Consider the following 24845-nt stretch of genomic DNA (forward strand, 5'->3'; position numbering starts at 1 on the left):
CTCATCATATTGACTTGGAAGGCGTATTTATCCTTATTGGTTTAGTGCCAAATACTGATTGGTTAGGAGACATTGTTGAACGTAATCGTTTTGGAGAAATCATTGTTGACAACCATGGTGCAACAAATGTTCCTGGGGTATTTGCTGCAGGCGACTGTACAAATAGTCCTTATAAACAAATCATCATTTCTATGGGTTCCGGTGCTACAGCGGCCTTAGGAGCCTTTGATTATCTAATAAGAAATTAATTGACTAAAAAATCCCTTTACTATCTTTGATGGTAAAGGGACCTTTTATTTCTACTTAATATTATTTGATTATATCTATATTTTTTTCAAAAGCAGATGCAAATACTGCACTGGCACTACTAAATAAAAATACTATTAATCCAAATAGTAAAATTCCTGGTGCATCATCCTTATCTGCCATAAGATATAGGAAAGGCATACTTATAAGATATAAGCTGCTCAAGATAATTGTACTATATTTTATAGCCTTTAAATTACCTCTTGATGCTTTCCACAGCTCCTTACCCTTACTAATGTTCACTAGTACCTTTACAGTCTGATATAAGGCAAATATAAAAGTTATTATACCTCCATATAAGCATATCAAGCCTGAATATCTCAAATAAGATACCACTGGAATCACCTTTGATAAACCAGTTAAAACAAAAGGCAATAAGAATACAAAAAAAGTAAGTATGGAAACTACAATAAGAAAAGCGCCTAATCTTAAAATACCTTTTCTTCCTTCTTTCATTAAAAGCACCTCATTTATTTTTAGTATAGGGATAGAATAGCATACTATTTATCGTTTTTAAATAAATATTTATTGGAATTTAATCTTCACTCTTTTAACTATGATATCAAAAAAAGAAGCAATTCTGCTTTCTTCAGAACTGCTTCTTCTAAAGAACTATGAGCCTAACTAAAAAATCAATTCTCCTACTTTATAGCCATCCGGTAATTCCTCTTCAGTTAAGAATTTAAAATTCTCATCCCTTAATATTGGTAAAAAGATCTCATAAGGAATTCTAGAAAACTCACAGCCATAGTTACTAGCTCCAAACCACTTACCCTCTTTGCTGCTCAAATTTAAATCCCTAGCAAACTTGGTATTATTGGAGCAATCATGAACTACTAGATCCCACTTTTCTTCATCAGCTATCTTCATAAACTTAAGAGTTAATTCCCTACTCCAAATGGGAGATATGTAACCTTGTCTAGAAATATATAAGTTTTCTCCGTAATAGTTGCAAATGTTATTTTCGTTTAAATGTAATTCTGCACAATTAATAAAATCTAATTTTGTATCTAAAATAGCCTCCTTCTTCTTGAAAAAGCTTTCAAAAAACTCAGGAGTCATAGGGGTTTCAATACCAACCCTCTTAATATATTTTTTCGCAAACTTAATATTATTAATGACCTTATCAGAACAGTTAGAAGCTCCTAAATTAAACCTTATCTCATCAAGACCAGCCTCTCCTAATGCCTTTAAGCTTTCTTCTGTAGCCAAAAGACCATTTGTATATAGATGTTGATGAACTTGAGCATCACTGAACTTTTTAATAATGGAATAGTATTTTTCTATTTCCATGAAGGGTTCTAAATAAACATAGGCAATACCGGTAGGTTTCTTTTGTATGGAAAGAAGTAAATCTATATCCTTCTCATAGAATTTTGTACCTCCAATTTCCCACATACCTTCTCCAATAGGAGGCACCTCATCTAAATGACCGTAGTTATAGCAGAACTTACACTCTATGTTACACTTATTTGTTTTCCTAACGGCCCCTAATCCCGTTCCTAGCAAACAGGAGCAACATCCCTTAGGAAACTTACTATCATCCCCCACATAAAGCGTTCTATTCTTCAAGCTTTTAATGTCCTTAATTTCAGATATTAGTTTTTCATGCCTAGCTTCAACTGCTGCCTCAATTTGTGCAAAGGTAGCATATATAATTTCCTGTTGTTTAATCATTGGTTCTTCGTCCTCTGGCAGCTCTGCAAAAAATTCAAACCAGTCTAAGGCATCTTTTTTTGAAATTTTCATAATATGTACTCCTCTCTTAATCCCCTAGAGCTTCAAGTTAAATCTTCTTAAAGTGATTTAATATATTCCTTTTGTAAGTATAAAGTATGTTTTATAATATTTCAACTTCCCATCCATATAAACACTTATAGCTTATTCAACTACATCAAAATAATAGTTATCTATAAATATTGAAAAAATTATAAATCTATAATAGTTATCCTCTTGAATAATATATAATATTTCTATACACTAAAGAAATAGGCTTAAATTAAAAGAACCTTAACTTACATAATTCCACCATCACACTAATAATTCAAAGGAAAGGACTATTATTATGAACACTACCCCCATTTCAATTTACACAGATGGCTCATATAGAGATTGTAAAGGTGGTTATTCTTTCGTTTTTGATAATGCACAAGAGTTTAATTTACCTAAAATAGTATTTGGTGTCTCTTCTGATTCAACTTCAACCTCAGTAGAATTAACAGCTATAATAAGAGCATTTCAATACTTAAAAGCAATTGGATTTAAAAATCACCCAATTAAAATTAGATGCGATGTAGTTGACATTTGTAGGCGTTTAAATAAAAACACCTTTAATAAGTGGGATGCTTCTAACTGGCAAAAATCATCGGGAAATCCTATAACTCCAAATATACAACATTGGTTTATGTTATCAAAGCTTATAAAAGAATATGGATACGATAATATTAAGATACAAAAGGCCCCTAAAGGGGATCATCATAGAATCGCTCACAGATACAGTCGTGTAGGAAATAAGTTGGACATATCTGAAGAAAACATACTATATATTCTAGATTCTAATAAAGATCCTAATAAATTAAAGATTAATCAATGCAAAAAAATGTACATTTCAAGTTTTATAGAGGATCTTCCTGCTGAGAAACCTTGGGAATTGCCCCTTCCTATTCCAGCTCCTCCTCCTAAAAAAGTTGCTAAAAAGGATGAATCAAGAATAAAGTGGTTTGATAGGAATAAACTTAATACTACAATGGTTGAGTTAAATAAAATAATTCTAACTGAAGATATTCATTTAAAGGCAAAAGAAATCTCTTTTAATGGAATATTAAAAAAATTAAATTCAAGTGATGAAATCACAATTCCTATTGCTATACGTCCAATTGAAAATGGATACTACAGTCTAGTAGCAGGATTTACATTATTCTCTGCTGCAAAAATTCTAGGTAAGTTTGAATATATACCTTGTGTAATAACCGACTTAACTCATGAGGATTTCTTTAAATACATAGAGTCTAAAAATGAAGAAAATGCAAAACCATAGACTCAGTGTACAGTCTATGGTTTTCTCATTTGATTATAGAATTGTAATTAATTATCCTGATTAACTTGTCTAATATAAGCTAAAGCTTCTTCCTCCGTATCAAACACTAGTGGAGAAAAATCCTTTTCCTTATCTAAAAGAATTGTCTTACCGAATTCTGGTGTAGACACTTCTATACACCATTTCCCAGCAATTAATTTGGGATTCAAAATCATATCTATCACGCCTTTTCTAAGTTTTAATCTATTAATTGTTTCTCTTATCTTTACTAATTTTAATGAATACAAGTTAAAAGCTCAAGTCTTTATAAATTAAAGCCTTGAGCTGTCTTATTTCCTTATTCCTCTCTTATATAATTTTCGTAGTCCAGTCCTCACAATTCCAAACTTCAGTAACTACGTCCCTATAAAATTCTGGCTCATGGCATACTAGCAATATGCTCCCCTTATATTCCTTTAAGGCCCTCTTAAGCTCATCCTTAGCATCTACATCTAGGTGGTTGGTAGGCTCGTCTAAAATCAATACATTAGTTTCCTTATTTATTAGCTTTGCCAGTCTAACCTTAGCGGCTTCCCCTCCAGAAAGAACCTTCACCATGCTTTCAATATGCTTGGTTGTAAGCCCACACTTTGCAAGAGCAGCTCTAACCTCATACTGAGTATAGCCAGGGAAGTCGTTCCAAAACTCTTGGATACAGGTATTGGTGTTTCCTTCTCTACCCTCCTGTTCAAAGTATCCAAGATGGAGATAATCTCCTAATTTCACCTCTCCACTTAAAGGTTTGATTTGACCTATTAAGCTTTTTAGTAAGGTGGTTTTTCCAAGACCATTTGAGCCTACTAAAGCTATTTTTTGTCCTCTCTCCATGTAAAGGTTAAGTGGCTTCGTTAATGGATGGTCATAGCCTATTACTAGATCCCTAGTCTCAAAGATCACCTTTCCAGAGGCTCTAGCAGTTTTAAAATTAAAGGTTGGCTTTGGCTTCTCCTGAGTAAGTTCAATTTTCTCCATCTTGTCTAATTTCTTCTGTCTGGATTTTGCCATATTAGCGGTAGCCACGTTAGCCTTGTTTCTAGCTACAAAATCCTGAAGCCTTGCAATTTCAGCCTGCTGTCTTTCATAGGCCTGCTCTAACTGTCTCTTTTTAGCCTCATAGACTCTTTGGAACTCATCATAGTTTCCAACATATCTTGTTAATTTTTTATTTTCTACATGATATATTAGATTAATTACTGAATTCAAAAATGGTATATCATGAGATATTAAAATAAAGGCATTTTCATAGTCATTCAAGAATCTCTTTAACCATTCAATATGGGCTTCATCTAAGTAATTGGTAGGCTCGTCCAAAAGCAATATATCAGGAGTTTCTAGTAAAAGCTTAGCCAGTAAAACCTTAGTTCTTTGACCACCACTTAAATCCGTAACATCCCTGTCTAAGCCTATATCTGCAAGACCTAAACCTTTAGCTGTTTCTTCAATCTTTGCATCGATAATATAAAAACCGTTATGATCTAACATATCTTGAATTACTGCTGTTCTTTCCAGCATCTTTTCAAGTTCATCCGGATCTGCTTCTCCCATTTTTTCATAAAGCTCATTCATCTCTGCTTCCGCATCAAACAAGTACTGGAAAGCTCCCCTCAAAACCTCTCTTATAGTCTGTCCTTTTTCCAAAACCGCATGCTGGTCCATATATCCTACTCTAACCTTATTAGACCATTCAATCTGTCCTTCATCTGGTTGAAGCTTACCGGTAATTATGTTCATAAAGGTTGATTTTCCTTCTCCGTTAGCTCCAATAAGACCAACGTGTTCCCCCTTCAGTAATCTAAAAGATACATCCTCAAAGATAGCCCTATCTCCAAAGCCATGGCTTACATTTTTAACTGTTAATATACTCATTTTTATCCCCCAAAATAGATTTTATATATTAAATTCTCAATAATAAGCTTTTTTTATATAGTATAGATACACTTTAACTATTTTAAATGAAGGTACTATCCATGTCAAAGACTTTCTTTTTGCTATTTAGGGGATTTTTTTCTTGAATCTTTAAAAGCCTTAAAAAATTCAATGCTAATCTGCTAGCTCTATTGTATCTATATGCTCTATTCGAACAATCACTCTTTTATCAACAGCTTTTTATCTTTAAAGGCTAGCTTAACCCATTCATCATCTACGTCTAACACCTCATACACTTCCTTATCACTTTCCACAAAGGATGGAGTATCATTAAAGGAAATCTTACATCTATATCCCTTTAATTCATTTATTAACTTTGACATAGCATTCTCTCCTTTTAAAGATTTTTTTAATCTACGAACTTCTTTTTCAAGCTTTCTTACTCTTACAGGATAGCTCAAATTAAAAATTATTAATAAAAAGGCCAATAATCCAAAATACTCCAAAAAGTCACCTCCTTGCCATTGTTCAAAAGTTATTACATATTTATAGCAATACATAGATACCACCTCTTCTAAAGAATAAAGAGGTTTTCCATATATATTTACATTATATACCATATGTTTATGTATTTCTATTTATTTATTCTATTAAGCAAAAAATAAAAAGCAATAAATCGCTTTTCATATCAATGTTCAAAGGTTATATACTCTCCATTAAAATAGGGCACTACCTTTGTTATATCCTTTTGGCAGCAATACTCCAAATCCTTAGTAAAGCCTAATTCTTTAATGACATTATAATGTCTTGCATGGCAAATAAAACTTGTAATGTCCTGGTGCATATTATATGTGTTAAATGCAGTATAAGCTAAATCTGTCATTTCTATATCCGCTATATTCTTCAAGCAATTAATTATATATCCGCTACATATAAAATCATCCATTGAAAACTGTCCATAAGTTCCTGCGTTTACAATTACTATATCCTTTCCTAAAGCTGCCATACGCTCTGCAGCAGCTTTACCATTCAGTAAGCATCCTATAAAAATTGAATCTGCACTTTTACAGCCCTGTATAGTCCTTGTTCCATTAGTGGTTGATATAATTAAGGTTTTATCCTTTACTAGATCTTCAGTATATTCTAAAGGTGAATTAGAACAATGAAATCCATCAATTTTTAAAGCCTTTCTTTCTCCACCTAAAATGCACCCTTCCTTATAAAGCTGAGCTAGTTCAAAGGCCCTTTCTACAGTTAAAACAGGAATCACCTTTCTACATCCATTCATCACTGCAGTAGTAATTACGGAAGTAGCTCTAAGCATATCAATAACTAAGGCTGTTTTTCCTTTAATCTTATCCTCTGATACGTAATCTGCGGATATTATAATATCTACTTTCATTTTTACATCTCCTGTCTATTTTCTTTCCATATTAAAAAAGCCATAAAAAATACTGTAGCCTGTTTAAAATTTCTAATATCATAACCTGTGTCTTTATATATTTTGTCCAGTCTATATATTAAAGTGTTTCTATGAATATACAATCTTCTAGAAGCATCACTTATATTAAGGCCACTATTTATAAATTCCTCTATAGTATTTATCATCTCTCCATCAAAGGCATTAAATTTATCACTAAAACTATCATATAACTTTTTTTTCATTTCATCACTTATATTATAAACGATCTTTTCCAGTATAAGATTACTATAGCAGTAAATTTCACCTTTTATGTTAAATCTCTTTCCTAAATCCATGCTTTCCTTTGCGTCTAGATAGGCCTTTCTAATGTCCTCAGCCTTAAATACCTCATCAGAAAAACTTATGTGACAGGAAGAGTAAAGATCAGAAGCAATGGAATCCTTTATACTATTTGCATGTTCATAAATTTCATCAAAATTACCTATTAGAAGTATATAGTTTTCATAAACCATACTTACTACATCTTCTTCATTATACAATTGTTTAATAATATTTAAAGCCTCATACTTGTCGCCCTGTACTTCTACCAAAATCAAGATACCTCCTTTTTCTAAGAATGGAAGAACCCTTTCTAAATGATCCTTTCCTATTTCTTTACCTTCAATTAGCCCTATTAAATATTGTTCCTTAGATGAATATAATTCTCTATATTTGCTCACTATACTGTATTGTAACAGTGGAATGCAAATTTCATATTTCTTATCTAAAACTAGATATGCTTTATATTCTCCTAAATATAAAACACTACTTATCTTATTCTGTTCTTCAAGCTCCTCTATATTATCGTAGTAAATAATATCATCTTCCCCCATTAATCTAAACTTGATGCCACTTTTCATACTAACTTCCTCTAAATAACTGTCAAAGTTGTACATAGCCCCACCTACCTTCCTAATTCAATGACAAGTACATTTTTAATTCCTTCACATTATAATACATTCTATCAAATAATAGATTAAGTCTCAATTCCTTACAAGAACTAATAAAATAAAACTCCCTGAATACATAATGTACTCATGGAGCTTATTAATAAACCTTTTAATTATACAATTGTAATTTCAGTTTCTTTGTCAAAGATATGAATTTTGTTTGTATCTAAAGCAACCTTTAACTTATCTCCAGCTTTGCATTTTGAAGTTCCATTTACTCTTGCAATCATGTTTGCCTTACCCTTTGCAAGATAAATGTAAGTTTCAGCACCCATTAATTCAGTTACTTCAACAGTAGCTTCAATTACTGCAGATTCATTTCCTACTGCTTCATCTATATTTTCTGGTCTGATACCCATTATTATATCTTTTCCAACATATCCTTTTTCCTTTAATACAACAGCCTTATCTTCTGGAAGAACTATTGTATCATCTCCAAATACAACAGCTACCTTTCCGTTGTTTTCTACAAGCTTAGCATCTATGAAGTTCATCTGTGGGCTTCCGATGAAACCTGCAACGAAAATATTTGCTGGATGATCGTAAATGTGTTGTGGAGTATCAACTTGCTGGATTAATCCATCCTTCATAACAACGATTCTTGAACCCATTGTCATAGCTTCTGTCTGGTCGTGAGTTACATATATAAATGTAGTCTGTAATCTCTTATGAAGCTTTGAAATTTCAGTTCTCATTTGAACTCTTAACTTAGCATCAAGGTTGGACAAAGGTTCGTCCATCAAGAATACCTTTGGTTCTCTAACTATAGCTCTTCCTAAAGCAACTCTTTGTCTCTGTCCACCGGAAAGAGCCTTTGGCTTTCTATCCAATAAATGTTCTATATCAAGTATTCTAGCTGCTTCCTTAACTTTCTTATCTATTTCTTCCTTTGGAACTTTTCTTAACTTTAATCCAAAAGCCATGTTTTCATATACGCTCATATGAGGATAAAGTGCATAGCTCTGGAAAACCATTGCGATATCTCTATCCTTTGGAGATACATCATTTACAAGTCTGTCACCTATGTAAAGCTCACCCTGTGATATGTCTTCCAAACCAGCGATCATTCTTAATGTAGTTGACTTACCACATCCAGATGGTCCAACGAATATTACGAATTCCTTATCTTCAATTTCAAGGTTAAAATCCTTTACAGCGGTAACATTACCAGGATATATTTTGTAAATATGTCTTAATGATAAACTTGCCATTTAATTTCCCCCCAGGAATATTTTTTATTACATTAACTATTTTAATCCTTTACATAAAAATAATCTATCAGCAAAATCTCCAAATATAAAATAATTATTTTGTACAAAAATCCAAACCCTGATACCATTGATTTTCTATTAGCTTTTTATCAATAGCATTAAGGACTTCCCATTTTTTTAGGCTCCACATAGGCCCAATTAATAAATCCCTTGGCGCATCCCCTGTTAGTCTATGTATAACTATATCCTCCCTTAAAAGCTTAATCGCCTCACATACTACATCCACATACTCCTCCATAGTCATAAAGGATAAACGTCCTAATTCATAAAGCTTTTTTAAAGGAGTGTTCTCCATAAGATGTAATAGATGAATTTTTATACCCTGTATATCCTTATTGGAAAGATATCTAATGGTGTTAAGCATATCATCTCTATTTTCTTCTGGCAATCCAAAGATGGTATGCACCACTACATCCAATCCTGCTTGACGTAAATCAGAAAGGGCCCTTTCAAAAACCTCTAGCTTATAACCTCGATTTATAATCTTAGCCACTCTGTCATTTGACGTTTGAAGACCTAATTCTATCCATACATATAACCTTTCATTAAATTCCTTTAATAAGTCTATTATTTCCGGTGATAGACAGTCTGGACGTGTTGCTATAGCAAGAGCAACCACTCCCTCTTGACTTACAGCCTCTTCATACTTTCTTCTTAATAGTTCTACATCCCCGTACGTATTCGTATAGGCCTGAAAGTATGCAATATACTTTCCAGACTGCCATTTCTTACTCATCATTGCTTTAATATCTTCGAATTGCTTAGTTATAGAAAAATCTCTGCAACCGGCAAAATCTCCTGACCCCCGTTCACTGCAAAAAATACATCCTCCAGAGCTAATGGTTCCATCTCTATTAGGACATGAAAAACCGGCGTCTAAGGAAACCTTAAACACCTTCTCTCCAAATTTATTTCTTAAAAAATAGTTTAAACTGTTATATGGCTTCTGTCCCCAGTATTTCATTTAAAAAGTTCCTTTCTAGAATATAATGAGTGATAAGCTTTTCCCTTACACCCAAAACCTTAACTTATCCTTCATATATTTTATCACAGCTAACTAAGATTACAATTTTTTGACCTTAAATTTCTTTAAATCTAGCTGCCATTTTCCTAGGAGATCCACCACATCCTTCCCAGTACCTTCCTTCTCCTTAACCTCAAAATTTAAAGCTTCTTTGTTGAAGGAGGAAAATGCAAGATCTACCTTATCTATTGGGAACTTTTCTTCAAACTTAAAATCAACTAGTTCTCCACTTTCTACATCGTAAACTCTTAAAGTAGTACCTTTACCTGCTATCTTATACTGAGCCATAATAACCTTTTCTTCTAAGGAAAAGGCAATGTTTTCAATGGTTGTATTATCCAAAATATCTAAGGAGTTGATTTCTTTTCCTATAGGCGGTTCTTTTATTATTAGGCTGGAGCCACCTCCGCTCCCACCGTTACCACCACCACCGTTACTAACGGATCCGCTATCAGTACCGGCACCACCACCGCTACCTTGCATGGTACCTGTAGAATCTATTTTAATTATACCTAGATAGATGTTTTTATCGTCCTTAGTGGTGACAGCTATTCTTTCTCCATTGTAACTAAATAAAATCATACCAAAGCTACTTCTTGGTACTGGAACCTTATTGATCATAGCTACATCATCTTTTGGAAAGGCATAGTAGGGTATACCGGACATATCTACTACTAAATTGCTCTTTACATTATTTTTATCCTTTAATCGTATGCCTTCCCCTTCTAAAAAAGCCTCTTTTTCTGTGTCTGTACTTATTTCTGTTATCTTATATTCATTATCCTTAAGCTCAATTTTAATATTATAGTTATCTAATACAGATATAACTTTATTTGAAGCTCCCCTTACTAACTTTACCTTGAATACTGCACTTCTTCCAACTTCATTAACTTCATCAATTTTAAATCCTAATATTTTTACATCTGTAGCATAAGGTTCTATACCCTTTTCACTTAACTCCTTTGAATATAGATCCTTAGCCCTTTGAACATCTCCGTTATACAAGTATCCCATATAAGAATTTAATATATTTGTAGCAATATTTATATCGAACCTTTCCTTGCTTTCCTGTGTTTGCTCATTACTTTTTGCGCCTTTGCAACTTGTTAAATTAACCATAATAATTACGGCCATTATAGTCATGAAAATTCGTTTCAAGCTAATACCTCCCCTTTAGCTAGTAGACTTTTACCTACCTTACCTTGAATAGTCAAGAACTATTCTTATTTTTTCACAAAAGATAAAAATAATTTATAATTTTATCTTTTATTTATCTATTAAACTAATTAATTTACTAATTCACTAATATATTTAGTACAGGAGTATTTTCAAGGAGGATCAGGATTGAAAAAAAATCTATCTGCAGTTTTTCAAGTGGCAGCGGTATTTATCGGTACTATTGTAGGTGCTGGTCTAGCATCTGGTAAAGAAATAACTCAATTCTTTACAACCTATGGATACAAAAGCTTTGTAGGAATCATCCTCTGCGGAATCATATACATAGGTGTAAGCAAAATGTTTATAGAAATATCAACTAAATATAAATTAGAATCCTATAATGAATTAATTAACCTTATCAGTCCAGGCTTCTTAGGCAAATTGACTGATCTCTTTACTAGTTTCTTTCTTTTAAGCGGTGCTGCAATTATCTTAGCCGGTAGCGGCGCCTTGCTAAATCAATACTTTGGAATCTCTAAATGGGTTGGTATAGCCCTAATGGCTTCCTTAGCTTTTATTATATTAATGAGAGATACTAATGGTCTAATAGAAGTGAATTCTATAATAGTACCAAGCTTAATTTTTGTAATTACTAGTATTTTTGTATTATATGTAGTATTCTCCAAAGACCTTATTAGCTACGAACATATTAAATCCATACCCTATTCAAAAAAACATTGGTTTTTATCTACTATTTTATATGCAGGATTTAATTTACTGAGCTGTTCTGGTGTGCTAGTACCTTTATCAAAGGAGATAAATCACAATAAAACTTTGATATGGGGCGTATCTATTGGAGCCTTTGGATTAACTCTACTATGTGCAGCTATAAACTTACTGCTTATGTTAAATGTACCCTACATATATAAATATGAAATACCACTGTTATACATAGCTCACCGTTTTGGTAGCTTTCTGCAAATTATGCTCCTTTTTATAATTTGGCTTGAAATGTTTTCTACCGTTGTATCAGATGTATACAGTGTATCCAAAATGCTTCAAAGCCTATCAGATAAAAATCGCTCTCATGGCGGTAATTACTTCAAAAGTTCTTTACTAACTAAGTTTTTAAATTATATTACATACAAGAAATCTGTAGCTTTAATATTGCTAATAGCACTGCCTATATCTCAAGTTGGTTTTTCCAACTTAATAAAGGTACTCTATCCTTTCTTTGGAGTTATAAGCACAGTTTTTATAATCCAATGCACAATATTTTATGTTAATAACAAAGTATATGAGAATTGATAAGACAATTAATCACCTGTATAATAGGTTAGGGTGATTAATGATGATGAAACTTTTAGAAAACTGTAATTTATGTCCTAGAAAATGCGGTGTAAATAGATTAAAAGGTGAGCTTGGCTTTTGCAAGGCTGATGAGAAAGTTAAGCTTGCAAGAGCTGCCCTTCATCACTGGGAGGAACCTTGTATCTCAGGAAGTGACGGCTCAGGCACAGTGTTTTTTTCAAACTGTAATCTTAAATGTGTTTTTTGCCAAAATAGTGATATAAGTCAATGTAGCCTAGGAAAGGAAGTTTCTATAGAAAGGCTATCGGATATATTTTTAGAGTTACAAGATAAGAATGCTTTAAATATAAATCTAGTAACCCCTACTCACTATGTTCCACAAATAATTGAAGCTATAAAGCTTGCCAAGGCTAATGGTTTGACCCTCCCTATTCTTTATAATTCTAGTGGCTATGAAAATGTTGAAACTATTAAGCTATTAAATGGTTACATAGACGTTTATTTGCCGGATTTAAAATACTTTAACAGCAAGTATTCTTCAAAGTACTCTAACGCCCCTGATTATTTTCAATACGCTTCAGAATCTATTAAAGAGATGCTAGATCAAGTAGGCGATGCTGTCTTTGATGAAAATGGCATTATAAAGAAAGGTGTTATAATTAGGCATATGATGTTGCCGGGCTTACTTTTCGATTCAAAGAAAATAATAGACTACATTTATAATAATTTTGGACATAGGGTATATATAAGCATAATGAATCAATATACTCCTAATTTTAAAAGCTCTAAGTACCCTGAAATCAATAAACCTCTTTTGCCTGCTCACTATGACGCCCTAATTGACTATGCCTTAGAGCTAGGAGTTAAGAATGGCTTTATACAAGAGGAAGGAACTGCTTCTAAAGTTTTCATACCAGATTTTAATTTAGAAGGAGTATAAAAAATAAAAAAAGCAGATTCCTTGGCTTTAAAGGAATCTGCTTTTTTAATTTATGGAAGATTGTATCTAAAGGAAACTTGTGCTTTTATACCTTATATTTACTCAAGCTCTTTTCAAAGTCTTCTGTAATTTGTTTAAAGTCTTTTATATTGTTCATGAGTTTTTCTATTTCATTTGTATAACTTGCTACGCTAGCACTTACTTCTTGAGAAGAAGCAGAGTTTTCTTCGGCTATAGCCGCCAAAGATTCTATATTTTCGTATACTTCTGTAATACTTTGTGCCTCTTTATTCAACTCTTCTATTGTAAGTTCGATAGAAGCAGCTACTGCTTTTATAGCTTCGTTTGCTTCAAAGCTTATGCCTCTTACATTTTCTAAACTCCTTGTTTCTGTTTGCAGAATATCATACTGAGTTTCTATACTATCTACTAACTCATTTATATCACTAACAAACAAGGCCAAGTTAGAGTTTATATCCTCTACTGCTTCTTTGGACTGTTCTGCAAGTTTTCTTATAGATTCTGCTACTACTGCGAATCCTCTTCCATGTTCTCCTGCTCTAGCAGCTTCTATAGATGCATTTAAAGCTAATAAATTAGTTTGCTCTGCTATGCTGGAAACTATAGATACTATTCCAGTAATATCTTTTACTTTACCCTCAAGATTTAAACCTAGGTCTTTAACTTGCTGGAAGCTCTTTAAAGTACCTAATATATTATTACTTGCGTTCTCTACATTTTCATAGGAGTTGTTAATCTTCTTCATAGCCTCTTCAAGCTTTTCTTCATTAGTATTCTCGTTATCAACTATATTATTTAAAGTTTGAATATCCTCATTAAGTTCATATGCAGCTTTTCCTGTATTTTCCGCTTGAGATACTGCTCCGCTAGCTACTTGTTCCACTGCCTCTGCAATATCCTTTGATGTACGTGTCATAGAATCAGATATTTCATTAATTTTATTTACAAAAGTATTCATTTCATCTATTACACTCTTAAAACCAATAAAATCACCGGATAAGGACTTTTTATGTTCCTTTAACAGTTTATACATATCTTCATAATCGTCCTTACTTTCAATAGCTCCATTGTAAATATATTCATTATTTATTATTCTCTTAATCTCATCAATAATTAATCTACTTGGTAAATGTAAAAGTATGCTACCAACAGTTGCTGCCACAGCTCCTCCTAAAGCACCTATCAAGGCCTTTACCACATTATCTAAGCCCATCAATGGCACCAATAGAGCAGCAGATATTATAAAGGTAAAGATACCTGTTTTAATTGGTATGCTTTTTATAAAACCTAAGGACATTATTTTATTAAAAATAAACTTCTTCTTAAAATAAATATCCTTTTCAAAAGTAATCATAATTTTTAAAGTAGTATCCGTTCTCTCAATTTCCTTTTGCTCAATTTTTTCATTGAAAAATTCGCTACTTCCCTCTAATAAACCAAGGCAGTAATCAAACATACGTCTTTTTGATTGATAAGTAAAAATAGCCTGTCTAGGTGATACTGGATTAATTTCAACCAATGGAGGCTTAGCTCCTATGAATTTTTTGGTCATAACCATATGTATATCACGAAGAGATCTCAAAAATGAAAATAAATTTTCTTGAACAAAAAATGCAGGAAAATCTTTATGGAAAGCCTTAATATTATGCTTTCCTATAGTTCTCCAAAGTTGTTTTAAGTCTGTATTTGTTGATCTAGCTATATTTGAGATTACTTTTTTAATCTCCTCATCCTCTACATTTTCTATAGGTGAAAATATCTTATGGCTGTTCCACCCTACAGCCTCCATAGCTTCATTGACTACCGAATCTCCATACAATGATCTACAGGTTTTCATCCATGTTGAAACAATGGTTCCTTTCATAACTTTCCCCCCTCTTTTAATGTTCATATAGGATTCCAACTCCTATTGATAACTTATAAATAGTCAAAAGCCTTGGAAGATTCGACATTTTACAATAGATATAAGTTAAGATTTATAATAGAATCCTATAATATTATATAACATTTTTTTCTCTTTGTTAATGCTTGTAGTATTATATATTTTTTATTAAATACGGAAATAATGCTATAAATTAATTATATTGACATCTTTTGAGGACACAAACAATAATAATATAATAACTTTTATTAAGGAGTGAGTATTATGCACATTAGAGTCAAGAGTAATCGCTTCTATTTTATAGTAGGATTTTTACTTCTAATTCTTCTAGCATTACTTTTCTTCCCTAGAAAGATTGAACATGCTGTATTTATTGAATCTGATGGAAAATACTCCATATTTTTTGTTGGAGATAAGCGAGTAAAATATAAAACTGGTCAAATTAATTTTGAAAAATTTTCTGTAATTAATTTTAAATATAATGCCTTTAAAAGCTATGGCTTCACTAAAGTAGACCCTGTGCAAGAGCGTGTTATGTATAAAAGGGAAGATCAATATGATTTAGAAATCAGTGGACCTAAAACTTTAAGTAAAAAAGCTCATTACTATCTTATAGATAAGAATGGGAATATAAATTATTCTTCCTCTTCTAAGCTGATAGTTGGTAAAAATAATGTACGTATCTATAAAAACAAGAAGAATGAATTAACTACTTTTATCATGACTCCAATGGATTATTCAACTATAAGAGTTGCAATTTCTACTACAAACTTCAAAGATTTATATCATAAAGAGATAGAAATCACCGCTAAATCGAACTTGAAAGTTTACAGTAGAAGAGAAAACTATTCTAACTCTATATCAGAAAATACTATTTTACATATAGAATTCCTTGATGGAAAAATAAAATTAACTACTAATGATTTATCAAAAGTGTTTTCTAACAGATTATATATAGAAGGTGATGGCCTAGCAGTAACAAGTATAAAAAGACTAACAGATAATTCTATGACACCAATCTATAATGGGGTTTTAGAAATCACGGCAGATTCATCTAAATCAGGCTTATTGATGATTAATGAAGTTAACTTAGAAAATTACCTAAAAAAGGTTGTACCTTCAGAAATGCCAGCCAGCAGTGCTTTAGAGACACTAAAAGCTCAGGCTATTGCCGCTAGAACCTATGCTATATCTGATATGCTGGCCAATAGATTTGCCCAATATGGTTACCATGTGGATGATAGCCAAAATAGTCAAGTTTATAACAACATAAAAGAGGAACCCAAAACTACAGAAGCTGTTAACGCTACAAAAGGCCTTATTGCAACCTACCAAGGACTACCTATAGATGCCAAGTATTATTCCACCTCTGCAGGTACAGGGGCAAATTACAGAGAAATTTACTTTAAAGCAGATGGTAGCAGTGATAATAAGCCTTACTTAACCTATTCCTCATATATTTTAGGCAATTTCACTCTGCCTTCATCAGAGGAAGAATGGTTGGGCTTTTACAAAAGAAAGGACATATCCGCTTTGGATAGTTCTTACCCCCTTTTCCGCTGGAAAGTCAATTATCCCGCAGAGGATCTTACAAAAACATTAAGCAAAACTCTTAGTGAAATACACTCTAGAAGTGCTAGTTTTATGACAATAAAAGTAGATAATAAAGAAGTGAGTAACCTGCCAGAATTAAACAACTTAAAAGAAATCAAGATCCTTAAACGTGGAGAAGGTGGAAATGTTATAACTATAAGCTATATCTTTGAAAATGCAGAAGTTCAGCTTTCTGGTGACGGAAATATTAGACCTTCTATAAAGTGTTTAGATGAATATGCAGAAAAGCCTATATTTCTATACGATGCTAAAGATAAGGCTAGATCCAATTTTGGTTCCTTACCTTCCTCCTTCTTTGCAGTAGAGAAAAAGGATAATAATTTCATAATCTATGGCGGAGGCTTTGGTCACGGTGTAGGAATGAGCCAATACGGCGCTGTAGAAATGGGTAAAAAAGGTGAAAAGTACGATACAATTTTAAACACCTTTTATAAAGGGATAACTATAGAATCTATATACTAAGGCTATTCCCTTTAACAGTCTCTAATAGCCAATAAAATCAAAATAATAAAGACCCTTTTGGGTCTTTATTATTTTGGAAGCTAAAGCACGAACTCTATTCTATCTAGTTTTGCTATAATTTTTACATCCTTAATATAGGCCGTTTCGGTTCTAACACTACTTCTATTGCTTATGAGTAAAAGCTTGCTACTATCTAGTTTTTTAATTTGTCTTATTACTCTTTCTCCCTGATACTCAATTAAGCAAAAAGCATTATTCTCAGCTTCGCTAGTGTAATGAGCAAAGGCTATATCACCTTTAGCTATCCTAAAACCAATCATATCATCATCCATTACCTGTATGTAAAACACCTTATCTTGCGCGTATCCCTCTATTTTATTGTTTTGTATAGGCATAAGCTTAGTAGTTATTACCTTGCTTAAATTATAGTCATATACTGGAACAGACTTTAAAACTGAGGCAAAAGCGCTACTCCAAGTATCATTAATCTCCGTAGTCTTTTTAGGGACAGCTTCTATCTTCTTTAAAGGAGTTCTTTCTGGAGCATTATTATATACATCTTCTATACTTTCTACTTCAACGGACATAGAAATGTCATTTATATCCTTGTTAAATATTTTAGATACCCTATTAATCATACTTTCATTGATTATTTTACGGCCTAGCTCCACATCATTAATAAAGCTTTCAGATACACCTAGCTTTTTAGCAAGAGCCTTCTGACTCATTCCTGCTTCTATCCTTAAGCTCTTGATCTTTTCTGCTACTCTACTCACCTATTGTCCCTCATTTCTGTTCTGTCTCTTTCTAAAATACTCTCTTTCTTCTATAAGATGCTCAATCAAATATGCAAAGGTCCATTCTTTAGAAGTTGGTGTAACTATTGCAAAAATAGGCTGACCACCTAGACTTGCTCTTATAGCTCTTATAGAATTCTCCAACTCATCATCACTAAAATTGTTGAATAAAACAACCTTTTCCTTAGGTAAAGGCTTAGCTTCCCCCTCTACGTGAGGGCCTTCAATTAAAGTTCTTAGGGTCATAGAAGTCATTGTATCTGTAATTTCTATAACCTTTTCCAAACCTTCTTTATCATTAATTTGCTGCAATACTTCCTTTTCATTTTCATTAAATCCATAAATAAGTAGGCACTTGTTGTTATCCAAGCCTTTCACCCCTCTTCTATTAAATCTTCTCTGGGTCCCCAATTTCTTCACCAAAGGTATCTACAGTTATACTTTCTATAACCTGGTCCTCATAAGGTTTATCCCATCTATCTCTAGCTACAGAAACAATTCTGTCCGCTACTTCCATTCCCTCTATAACTTTACCAAAGGCAGCATACTGGCCATCTAAGTGAGGCGCATCTGCAACCATTATAAAAAATTGACTACCAGCAGAATTAGGATTCATAGCTCTTGCCATGGATAAGACTCCTCTAGTATGTTTTAAATCATTGTTAAAACCATTGGCTTTAAATTCACCCTTTATGCTGTATCCTGGACCTCCTGTACCATTTCCTTCTGGGTCTCCCCCTTGAATCATAAAGCCCGGTATAACTCTGTGAAATATTAAACCATCATAAAAACCTTTTTTGCAGAGACTAACAAAATTTTTAACGGTATTGGGTGCCTTATCTTTGTACAGTTCTGCCTTAATTATACCCCCATCTTTCATCTTTATTGTTACTACTGGATTCATAATAAGTTCTCCTTTCAGCACATTTAAAAATGTATTAATTTTAATATTTCAAAGCCACCAGCAAAAATTATTGCTAAGGAATATATCATATGCTGAAGGCTCCATATGGTAATATCTCCACTTTTTTCGTAAACTAGTACTGGTAATCCAAAAATAATAGCTTGTATAATTACATTACCAGGAAAATCTACAGGTAAAAACCTACAGTATTTGCTCCAAAACATAGTGTAGATTATAAGAATGTTAGCAACAATTGCTATATATCCAAAGATTTTAATTCTACAACCGGCTAAATCATAAATATTGGCCCAAATTAAGGGCTCCATCAATCCATTAATTAATACAAAGACAAGACCACTTATCAAATATTCAAAAGCATTATTATGGCCTGGAGTATAGTAAACTATGTAAAGCCCTATGCCCAAAGCAGTGAATATAGCTATTGCTACCAATTGCTTTTTAATAGTGCTAAAGCTAATATCAAAAAGGGGAATCTTTGTACCTATAATTCCTCTTAACACTATACCACAAAAATACCAATATGCAATTATAGCTAATAATGTCAAAGGCCCCTTGTTTGCCATAGTTGTTACTGCAGCAGGAAGTGCTATTCCTACTGTCCAACCTAAGAACTGCTTTAGCCTAACATTTTGCTTAATAGCATTAATTTTTGTACTCCCAGACATACGATTCATCTCCAATTTATTTCCATATATCTAAAAAACATTATATCTCATTTTTAAATCTATTGGAATATTGGCTGCAGTGAATTAAGCAAAAGAAATTCAGCCCTTAGACTGAATTTCTAGCATAATCATCACTTTTTACCTTTATATATCCAACAAGTTCTTTTTGTAGGCAGAATAGATCTCTCTTAGCACCTTCATCTTTGCATCCATCTCAAGCTGAAGCTCTGAAACCTTGTCATAATCCCCTGCCTCAGAAGCTTCCTTTATTCTTGTAAACAGACTCTTAATAGTATAAGTATCTTTCATAAGATATTTTCTTAATTCATTAATAGTCATCCAATTAGAAACATCCAAATCCAAGGCATTATCAGGACAATGAAGTCTCTTAAAGCTTCTTATTTCATCCATGTAATTATGAATTATTCTATTATTTATTTCTGTAATCCAGCGTCTTTCAACGGCTAACCTATAGCTATTTATTATTTTGTCAGTGAAAACGTCTCCCTGTTTTAATACCTCCAGTTTCTCAGGATACTTTGAAAAGGCAGATATATTCTCGTATACAGTAGCAGGAGCTTTACCAAAATATGCTGTTCTCTCCTCTTCTGTAAAAAATTCAAAAACATCTTCCTCTGATCTATAGGCCCTATCCTTTTCTAGATAATCTGCATCTTCTCCTGGTTTCTTTGAAAGTTCCTTGAGAAGATCATCTTCAGTTTTATTATTTAGTAATGCATATTTTATTCCGTCTATCATAGCTAAGTATATGGTGGCAACACATAAGTAAGTATTAGTATGAGGATTAGGAGCTCTTAATTCAAATCTAGTAGAATAAGGATTAGCTAAATCTCTTATAAGTCCAAGCAGTATGGTTCTGTTTCTTGAAGGTTCCTCTATGCTGTGTCCTAAGGAAGTTACTATGCAAACAGGGGCTTCAAAACCTGGTTTTAATCTTCTTAAGGAATCATTTGTGGCAGATACAAAGGGATTAATAACTTCGTAATTCTTTAAAACTCCCATAGCTGCTGCATAGCCAAATACACTTAAGAAATGCTTCTTTGTAGCAGTAAAGAGGTTTATCATCTTTCCATTTTTAAGCTTCAAAGCTATACCTACATGAGTATGTTTACCACTTCCAGCTACTCCATCAATAGGCTTAGCCATAAAGGTAACGTCTAACCCATTTGCTCTAAATACCTCTTTTATAAGAATTCTAACCTGTAAATCGTTATCCGCTGCCTGAATAGCATCGGAGTACTTCCAATCAATTTCCAACTGCTCCATAATATGAGTTAAGCTTCCGGTCTCAGTAAGGGAGGACTTTACTCCACCTACTTCCTTATGCCCCATCTCTGGCTCTAAGCCGTATCTGTCCATAAGATCTAGGCATTGTTCTAAGGCTGTTCGAACGCTACCCTTTGTTCTCTTCCAGTACTGCTCCTGAAGCATTTGTGAAGTAGAAAGCGCCTCTAGTTCAGCCTCATCATTTGGGGTCTTAACCCAAAATTCTAGCTCTGTAGCTGAAGTAGCCACTACCTTTTCAATATCCTCCACCTTTATGCCATAATCCTTAAGAGCTTCAGGATGTGCTTTTAACAACTCAAATAGAGTTTTTTCAAAATATTCTATAGAACTCTTTAAGATATATCTTGAATCTACCGCCCGTCCTTCATGTATCAAAAAACAAGGTATTCTAAGAGTTCCTACCGGCTTTCCTGTCTCTTCATCTATATTTTCAAAATTATAACTTACAAACCAATCTGCGTCCGGATCTGCCACCATATCTAATTTTGCATTATTTATTGTAGCTATACCTGGTAGCACCACTGATGAACCATCCGTCTGAATAGCTCCTTCAAAAAAGGTATTAATATCTTCTAGAAATAACTTGACTGGAATTCTTTCATCAGTGTCATTACCAGATAAATCAATACCAACTAATGATACAAACTTTATTTCTCTATGCTCTTCCAAAAGTTTGGTGATTTCTTCAACAGAATGCTTATCCTTCGGAATTTTAAAAAGTAAATCTTTCAACATCCTAATACCCCCATACAATTAAACTATTTTTTCTTCATGTTACCTACAATTATATACAGAATAACAGAAATAACTCTTTATTTCAAAGCTTTATTCCCTACCTTTTCTATTTTATTGTTTTTTTATTTGTAATCGTATCACTTTATTAATTTATAATCTTTTATTTGCAAAACAATCCTTAAATTAACAATCCATCAAAATCCATCCTAATAGTTATCAAATTTATTTTTAAAAGCTTTTATGCTAAAATATAAATATCTTAATAATTACCTATTTCACGGAGTGATAATATGAGCAATTTGATTAATGTAAAGAAAGAGGCTCCCATAGGCTTTTTTGATTCAGGTATTGGGGGCTTAAGCGTTTTAAGGGAGGCAATTAAATTATTGCCTAGAGAAAATTTTATTTACTTTGGAGATTCAAAAAATGCACCTTATGGTACAAAGACTGTAGATGAAATAAAAAGACTATCTTATGCAGCTGCGGATTTTTTATTAGGTAAAGGTGTTAAAGCTATAGTTATAGCTTGCAATACTGCTACTAGTGCTGCAGCTTCTGATTTACGTAGCACCTATCCAGAAATACCTATTATTGGAATAGAGCCTGCTATAAAGCCAGCAGTACAATTGAATAGAAGAGGTAAAATTCTAATTATGGCTACACCTTTAACCATATCAGAGAAAAAATTTAATAATCTAATGAAATCCTTTGAAAATACCTCAGAAATCATTCCTATACCTTGTGCAGGCTTGGCAGAATTAATTGAAAGCGGTAATATAGAAAGTCTTGAAATAAGGCGATTTCTAGAAATCAAATTAAAACCTTACCTAAGTTTTGATATTTCCACAATTGTATTAGGTTGTACCCATTACCCCTTTATTAAAGATCACTTATCAGCTATAGTAGGTGAAGACATCCCAATTATAGACGGAAGCTTTGGAACAGCAAAACAGCTTAGACGACTACTAATCCAAAAGGATCTTATAAATGAAAGTATAGAGGCAGGAAAAATAGAAATTTTTAACTCTCTAGCAGACTCAAAAATAATCGATCTAAGCTACAGATTGTTAAAACAATAACATTTTATTAAAAAAATAATTAATTTTTTGACGTATATGATAAGCTTTTCATAGGTAGTTATATGTAATTTAGAACTCTGTTACATAAGTGAAGCTCCCTCGTAACCCTTTATTTTATTAGTATAAACAAGGTTAATTTCTACTGTTTCACTTCCACAGGCCTAACTGTATTAATACAGTTAGGCCTGTTTGCTAATTTAAAAAACACTCGTTAAATAGTTGACAATCTTTTAGCTAGCTGATATATTATAAGTAAGATATCCAGTTTCGAAGTTGAATTTAAACTAAAAGCAAAAAAGCTGTTGAAATTGGTTCTTCCCTTAATTTTTTTAGATATCCATAGATCAGTGGAATTTAATAGTTCAAGTTGGATATCCTATTAATTAAGATAAGTTGTTAGAAAATTTAATTAATTAAAGGAGAGCGAAAACAATGGAAGCAATAAAAGTTACTGATGTTATAGAACAAAATCTTAATATGGAAGATGCTATAGTTCTAAGAGACATTATCGAAAACTCTATAGAAGATAAGGTTGTACTTGACTTTTCTGGAATTATGAGAGTGCCAACAACCTTCTTGTGTTGTCTATTAACAGACCTAATCAACAAATATGGTAGAGACTATATTGCTTCACACATACAAGTAAAAAATCTAAATAACATCTCTGATTACAATAGAGTATTATTAGGAACTGCTTTCTTAGATGGTACAGCAAAAAATACTGCATTCAATTAAATCTTATGGGACCTTGTTACAAAGGTCCCTATTTATTTTATTATGTTGATTTTTTCCTCTCCCTTGTAGATAATAATATTAACTGGACTAATGTTCTGGAATTTATAATAAGTACTCATGGAGGTTTTACATATGAAATACTCTCTGGAAAGCATTGAAGAATTACTATCTCCATTAAAGGATATGAAAGAGATAGATTTAACAGATATCCCCTGTTTGGACTTATACATGGATCAAGTTACTACCCTTTTTGATGATAGATTGTCTCCTCAGAAAAGAAACGAAGAAGATGTAGTGTTAACAAAGACAATGATTAATAATTATGCAAAGGCAAAGATACTTCCACCTATAAAAAATAAGAAATATAATAAACAGCAAATTATTCTTTTAATACTAATCTATAACTTAAAACAGATTCTATCTTTAGAAGATATAAAATATATCTTTACTCCCATTTTAAATAAGCTTTCTGAAAATCCTTCTGAAACAGAATTTCTTGATGAACTTTATAAAAAGTTTCTTGCCGAAAAAAAGAAATTAAGCAATTTAATAGTTGATGATTTTATAAATAAGTTAAAAGACTCTGAAATTAACTCTTCAGATTCTGAAGATAATATACTAGATTTACTTATGAAAGTATTTGTATTAGTAGGCTGTGCTAGCATTCAAAAAAGAATGGCAGAAAAAATAATAGATACATATTTTAAAAACAAAGAAAAGCCATAGAAAATTTCTATGGCTTTCGACATTTGCAAGCAAATTGATTCAAATAACTAGCATACACTTCCAGGGAGTAGTATAATATAATTACAATAAATTCATGAGGTGTATAATTATGCGACTAGTTCCTATAGAATGTGTGCGTGAAGGTTCTATACTAGCTAGAACTCTTTTCGACGATGACGGACGAATATTACTAAAGGAAGGGGTTAAGCTAACTAGGAATATTATTAACCGAATTGCCTCTATAAAAATTTATTCGGTATATATTATAGATGAATATAGCACAAAGGAAATAGAAGATGTAATAAAACCAGAGATTAGACAGAAAGCTGTTTCAAAACTGAAAGAAACCTTTCTTAGCATAGAAAAATTTATACCTTCAGAGGACAATGATGCAATCCAGTCAAAGACTCAATTAAATAATTTTATAAAAGAAAGGCAAGCTTTTTTTGACAATATTGTAGAAATAGCAAATAGTTTAATGGAAGAAATATTCTCAAAAAAAACCTTCTAGTTAATCTAGTTGATATAAAAA

The 24845-nt window shown here is 32.4% G+C and carries 25 protein-coding genes; 9 read left to right on the top strand and 16 right to left on the bottom strand.

The annotated features are described in order from the left end of the window. Window positions 1–248: FAD-dependent oxidoreductase (locus N3C_RS08505; protein ID WP_178377797.1), on the top strand; the 248-nt coding region annotated here is incomplete at its 5' end. A gap of 61 nt (window positions 249–309) precedes the next feature. Here the strand turns inward: N3C_RS08505 and N3C_RS08510 are convergent. Together N3C_RS08510 and N3C_RS08515 are read right to left on the bottom strand one after the other, a co-directional pair. Next, complete coding sequence (locus N3C_RS08510; protein ID WP_074365609.1) at window positions 310–762, bottom strand: DUF2975 domain-containing protein; 453 nt, start codon at window positions 760–762, stop codon at window positions 310–312. Between the two features lie 168 nt (window positions 763–930). After that, window positions 931–2055, bottom strand: coding sequence for a radical SAM protein (locus N3C_RS08515; RefSeq protein ID WP_074365610.1), 1125 nt, complete (start codon window positions 2053–2055; stop codon window positions 931–933). Between the two features lie 316 nt (window positions 2056–2371). Between N3C_RS08515 and N3C_RS08520 the strand changes: the two genes are divergently transcribed. Beyond that, the gene (locus N3C_RS08520; RefSeq protein WP_074365611.1) at window positions 2372–3343 is read left to right on the top strand and encodes an RNase H family protein; all 972 of its coding nucleotides are present in this window, start codon (window positions 2372–2374) and stop codon (window positions 3341–3343) included. Window positions 3344–3390: 47 nt separating this feature from the next. Here the strand turns inward: N3C_RS08520 and N3C_RS08525 are convergent, their stop codons facing one another. The 8 genes from N3C_RS08525 to N3C_RS08560 form a co-directional block, all read right to left on the bottom strand. Beyond that, window positions 3391–3630: a hypothetical protein gene (locus N3C_RS08525; protein WP_074365612.1), complete on the bottom strand. Its 240-nt coding sequence runs from the start codon at window positions 3628–3630 to the stop codon at window positions 3391–3393. A gap of 61 nt (window positions 3631–3691) precedes the next feature. Continuing rightward, complete coding sequence (locus N3C_RS08530; protein WP_074365613.1) at window positions 3692–5248, bottom strand: ABC-F family ATP-binding cassette domain-containing protein; 1557 nt, start codon at window positions 5246–5248, stop codon at window positions 3692–3694. 218 nt (window positions 5249–5466) lie between these two features. Continuing rightward, a complete protein-coding gene (locus N3C_RS08535; protein WP_083604485.1) occupies window positions 5467–5808 on the bottom strand; it encodes a hypothetical protein in 342 nt (113 codons plus the stop codon). 128 nt (window positions 5809–5936) lie between these two features. Next, window positions 5937–6650, bottom strand: a complete 714-nt coding sequence (locus N3C_RS08540; RefSeq protein WP_074365614.1) for a 2-phosphosulfolactate phosphatase family protein — start codon at window positions 6648–6650, stop codon at window positions 5937–5939. A gap of 2 nt (window positions 6651–6652) precedes the next feature. Next, window positions 6653–7570 carry a PucR family transcriptional regulator gene (locus N3C_RS08545; RefSeq protein WP_207648616.1) on the bottom strand — a complete coding sequence of 306 codons (918 nt, stop codon included), beginning with the start codon at window positions 7568–7570 and terminating at the stop codon, window positions 6653–6655. Between the two features lie 203 nt (window positions 7571–7773). Next, on the bottom strand, window positions 7774–8871 hold the full coding sequence (locus N3C_RS08550; protein WP_074365616.1) for an ABC transporter ATP-binding protein: 1098 nt from the start codon (window positions 8869–8871) through the stop codon (window positions 7774–7776). A gap of 94 nt (window positions 8872–8965) precedes the next feature. Then, window positions 8966–9895 carry a tRNA modification radical SAM protein MnmL/YtqA gene (locus N3C_RS08555; RefSeq protein ID WP_074365617.1) on the bottom strand — a complete coding sequence of 310 codons (930 nt, stop codon included), beginning with the start codon at window positions 9893–9895 and terminating at the stop codon, window positions 8966–8968. Between the two features lie 99 nt (window positions 9896–9994). Next, window positions 9995–11113 carry a hypothetical protein gene (locus N3C_RS08560; RefSeq protein ID WP_143312634.1) on the bottom strand — a complete coding sequence of 373 codons (1119 nt, stop codon included), beginning with the start codon at window positions 11111–11113 and terminating at the stop codon, window positions 9995–9997. 186 nt (window positions 11114–11299) lie between these two features. On the opposite strand from N3C_RS08560, the gene N3C_RS08565 reads away from it, so the two are divergent. Both N3C_RS08565 and N3C_RS08570 read left to right on the top strand, forming a co-directional pair. Then, window positions 11300–12421 (top strand): YkvI family membrane protein, encoded by a 1122-nt coding sequence (locus N3C_RS08565; protein ID WP_074365619.1) that lies wholly within the window; start codon window positions 11300–11302, stop codon window positions 12419–12421. 46 nt (window positions 12422–12467) lie between these two features. Continuing rightward, window positions 12468–13364 (top strand): radical SAM protein, encoded by an 897-nt coding sequence (locus N3C_RS08570; protein WP_074365639.1) that lies wholly within the window; start codon window positions 12468–12470, stop codon window positions 13362–13364. A gap of 85 nt (window positions 13365–13449) precedes the next feature. Here N3C_RS08570 and N3C_RS08575 read toward each other — a convergent pair whose 3' ends face one another. Continuing rightward, entirely contained in the window at window positions 13450–15249 is a 1800-nt protein-coding gene (locus N3C_RS08575) for a heme NO-binding domain-containing protein (RefSeq protein WP_074365620.1), read from the bottom strand. A gap of 282 nt (window positions 15250–15531) precedes the next feature. Here N3C_RS08575 and N3C_RS08580 point away from each other — a divergent pair, with 282 nt between their 5' ends. After that, complete coding sequence (locus N3C_RS08580; RefSeq protein WP_074365621.1) at window positions 15532–17343, top strand: SpoIID/LytB domain-containing protein; 1812 nt, start codon at window positions 15532–15534, stop codon at window positions 17341–17343. Between the two features lie 80 nt (window positions 17344–17423). Here the strand turns inward: N3C_RS08580 and N3C_RS08585 are convergent, their stop codons facing one another. The 5 genes from N3C_RS08585 to N3C_RS08605 form a co-directional block, all read right to left on the bottom strand. Next, the gene (locus N3C_RS08585) at window positions 17424–18119 is read right to left on the bottom strand and encodes a helix-turn-helix domain-containing protein (RefSeq protein ID WP_074365622.1); all 696 of its coding nucleotides are present in this window, start codon (window positions 18117–18119) and stop codon (window positions 17424–17426) included. Then, on the bottom strand, window positions 18120–18509 hold the full coding sequence (locus tag N3C_RS08590; RefSeq protein WP_074365623.1) for a DUF3783 domain-containing protein: 390 nt from the start codon (window positions 18507–18509) through the stop codon (window positions 18120–18122). It lies immediately after the preceding gene. Window positions 18510–18528: 19 nt separating this feature from the next. Continuing rightward, window positions 18529–19044 (bottom strand): peptidylprolyl isomerase, encoded by a 516-nt coding sequence (locus N3C_RS08595; protein ID WP_178377798.1) that lies wholly within the window; start codon window positions 19042–19044, stop codon window positions 18529–18531. Between the two features lie 23 nt (window positions 19045–19067). Further along, window positions 19068–19730 carry a hypothetical protein gene (locus N3C_RS08600; protein WP_074365624.1) on the bottom strand — a complete coding sequence of 221 codons (663 nt, stop codon included), beginning with the start codon at window positions 19728–19730 and terminating at the stop codon, window positions 19068–19070. Window positions 19731–19874: 144 nt separating this feature from the next. After that, complete coding sequence (locus N3C_RS08605; protein ID WP_074365625.1) at window positions 19875–21773, bottom strand: type I glutamate--ammonia ligase; 1899 nt, start codon at window positions 21771–21773, stop codon at window positions 19875–19877. A 290-nt stretch (window positions 21774–22063) separates the two neighbouring features. On the opposite strand from N3C_RS08605, the gene murI reads away from it, so the two are divergent. From murI to N3C_RS15475, 4 genes are all read left to right on the top strand, one after another. Then, the gene (gene murI, locus N3C_RS08610) at window positions 22064–22852 is read left to right on the top strand and encodes a glutamate racemase (protein ID WP_074365626.1); all 789 of its coding nucleotides are present in this window, start codon (window positions 22064–22066) and stop codon (window positions 22850–22852) included. 432 nt (window positions 22853–23284) lie between these two features. Then, a complete protein-coding gene (locus tag N3C_RS08615; RefSeq protein ID WP_074365627.1) occupies window positions 23285–23587 on the top strand; it encodes an STAS-like domain-containing protein in 303 nt (100 codons plus the stop codon). Between the two features lie 132 nt (window positions 23588–23719). Beyond that, window positions 23720–24313 carry a DUF1836 domain-containing protein gene (locus N3C_RS08620; RefSeq protein WP_074365628.1) on the top strand — a complete coding sequence of 198 codons (594 nt, stop codon included), beginning with the start codon at window positions 23720–23722 and terminating at the stop codon, window positions 24311–24313. A 109-nt stretch (window positions 24314–24422) separates the two neighbouring features. After that, on the top strand, window positions 24423–24824 hold the full coding sequence (locus N3C_RS15475; RefSeq protein WP_306345590.1) for a hypothetical protein: 402 nt from the start codon (window positions 24423–24425) through the stop codon (window positions 24822–24824). The last annotated feature ends 21 nt before the right edge of the window (window positions 24825–24845 follow it).

The organism is Clostridium sp. N3C (genome assembly GCF_900095445.1).
Taxonomy (GTDB): domain Bacteria; phylum Bacillota; class Clostridia; order Clostridiales; family Clostridiaceae; genus Clostridium_AU.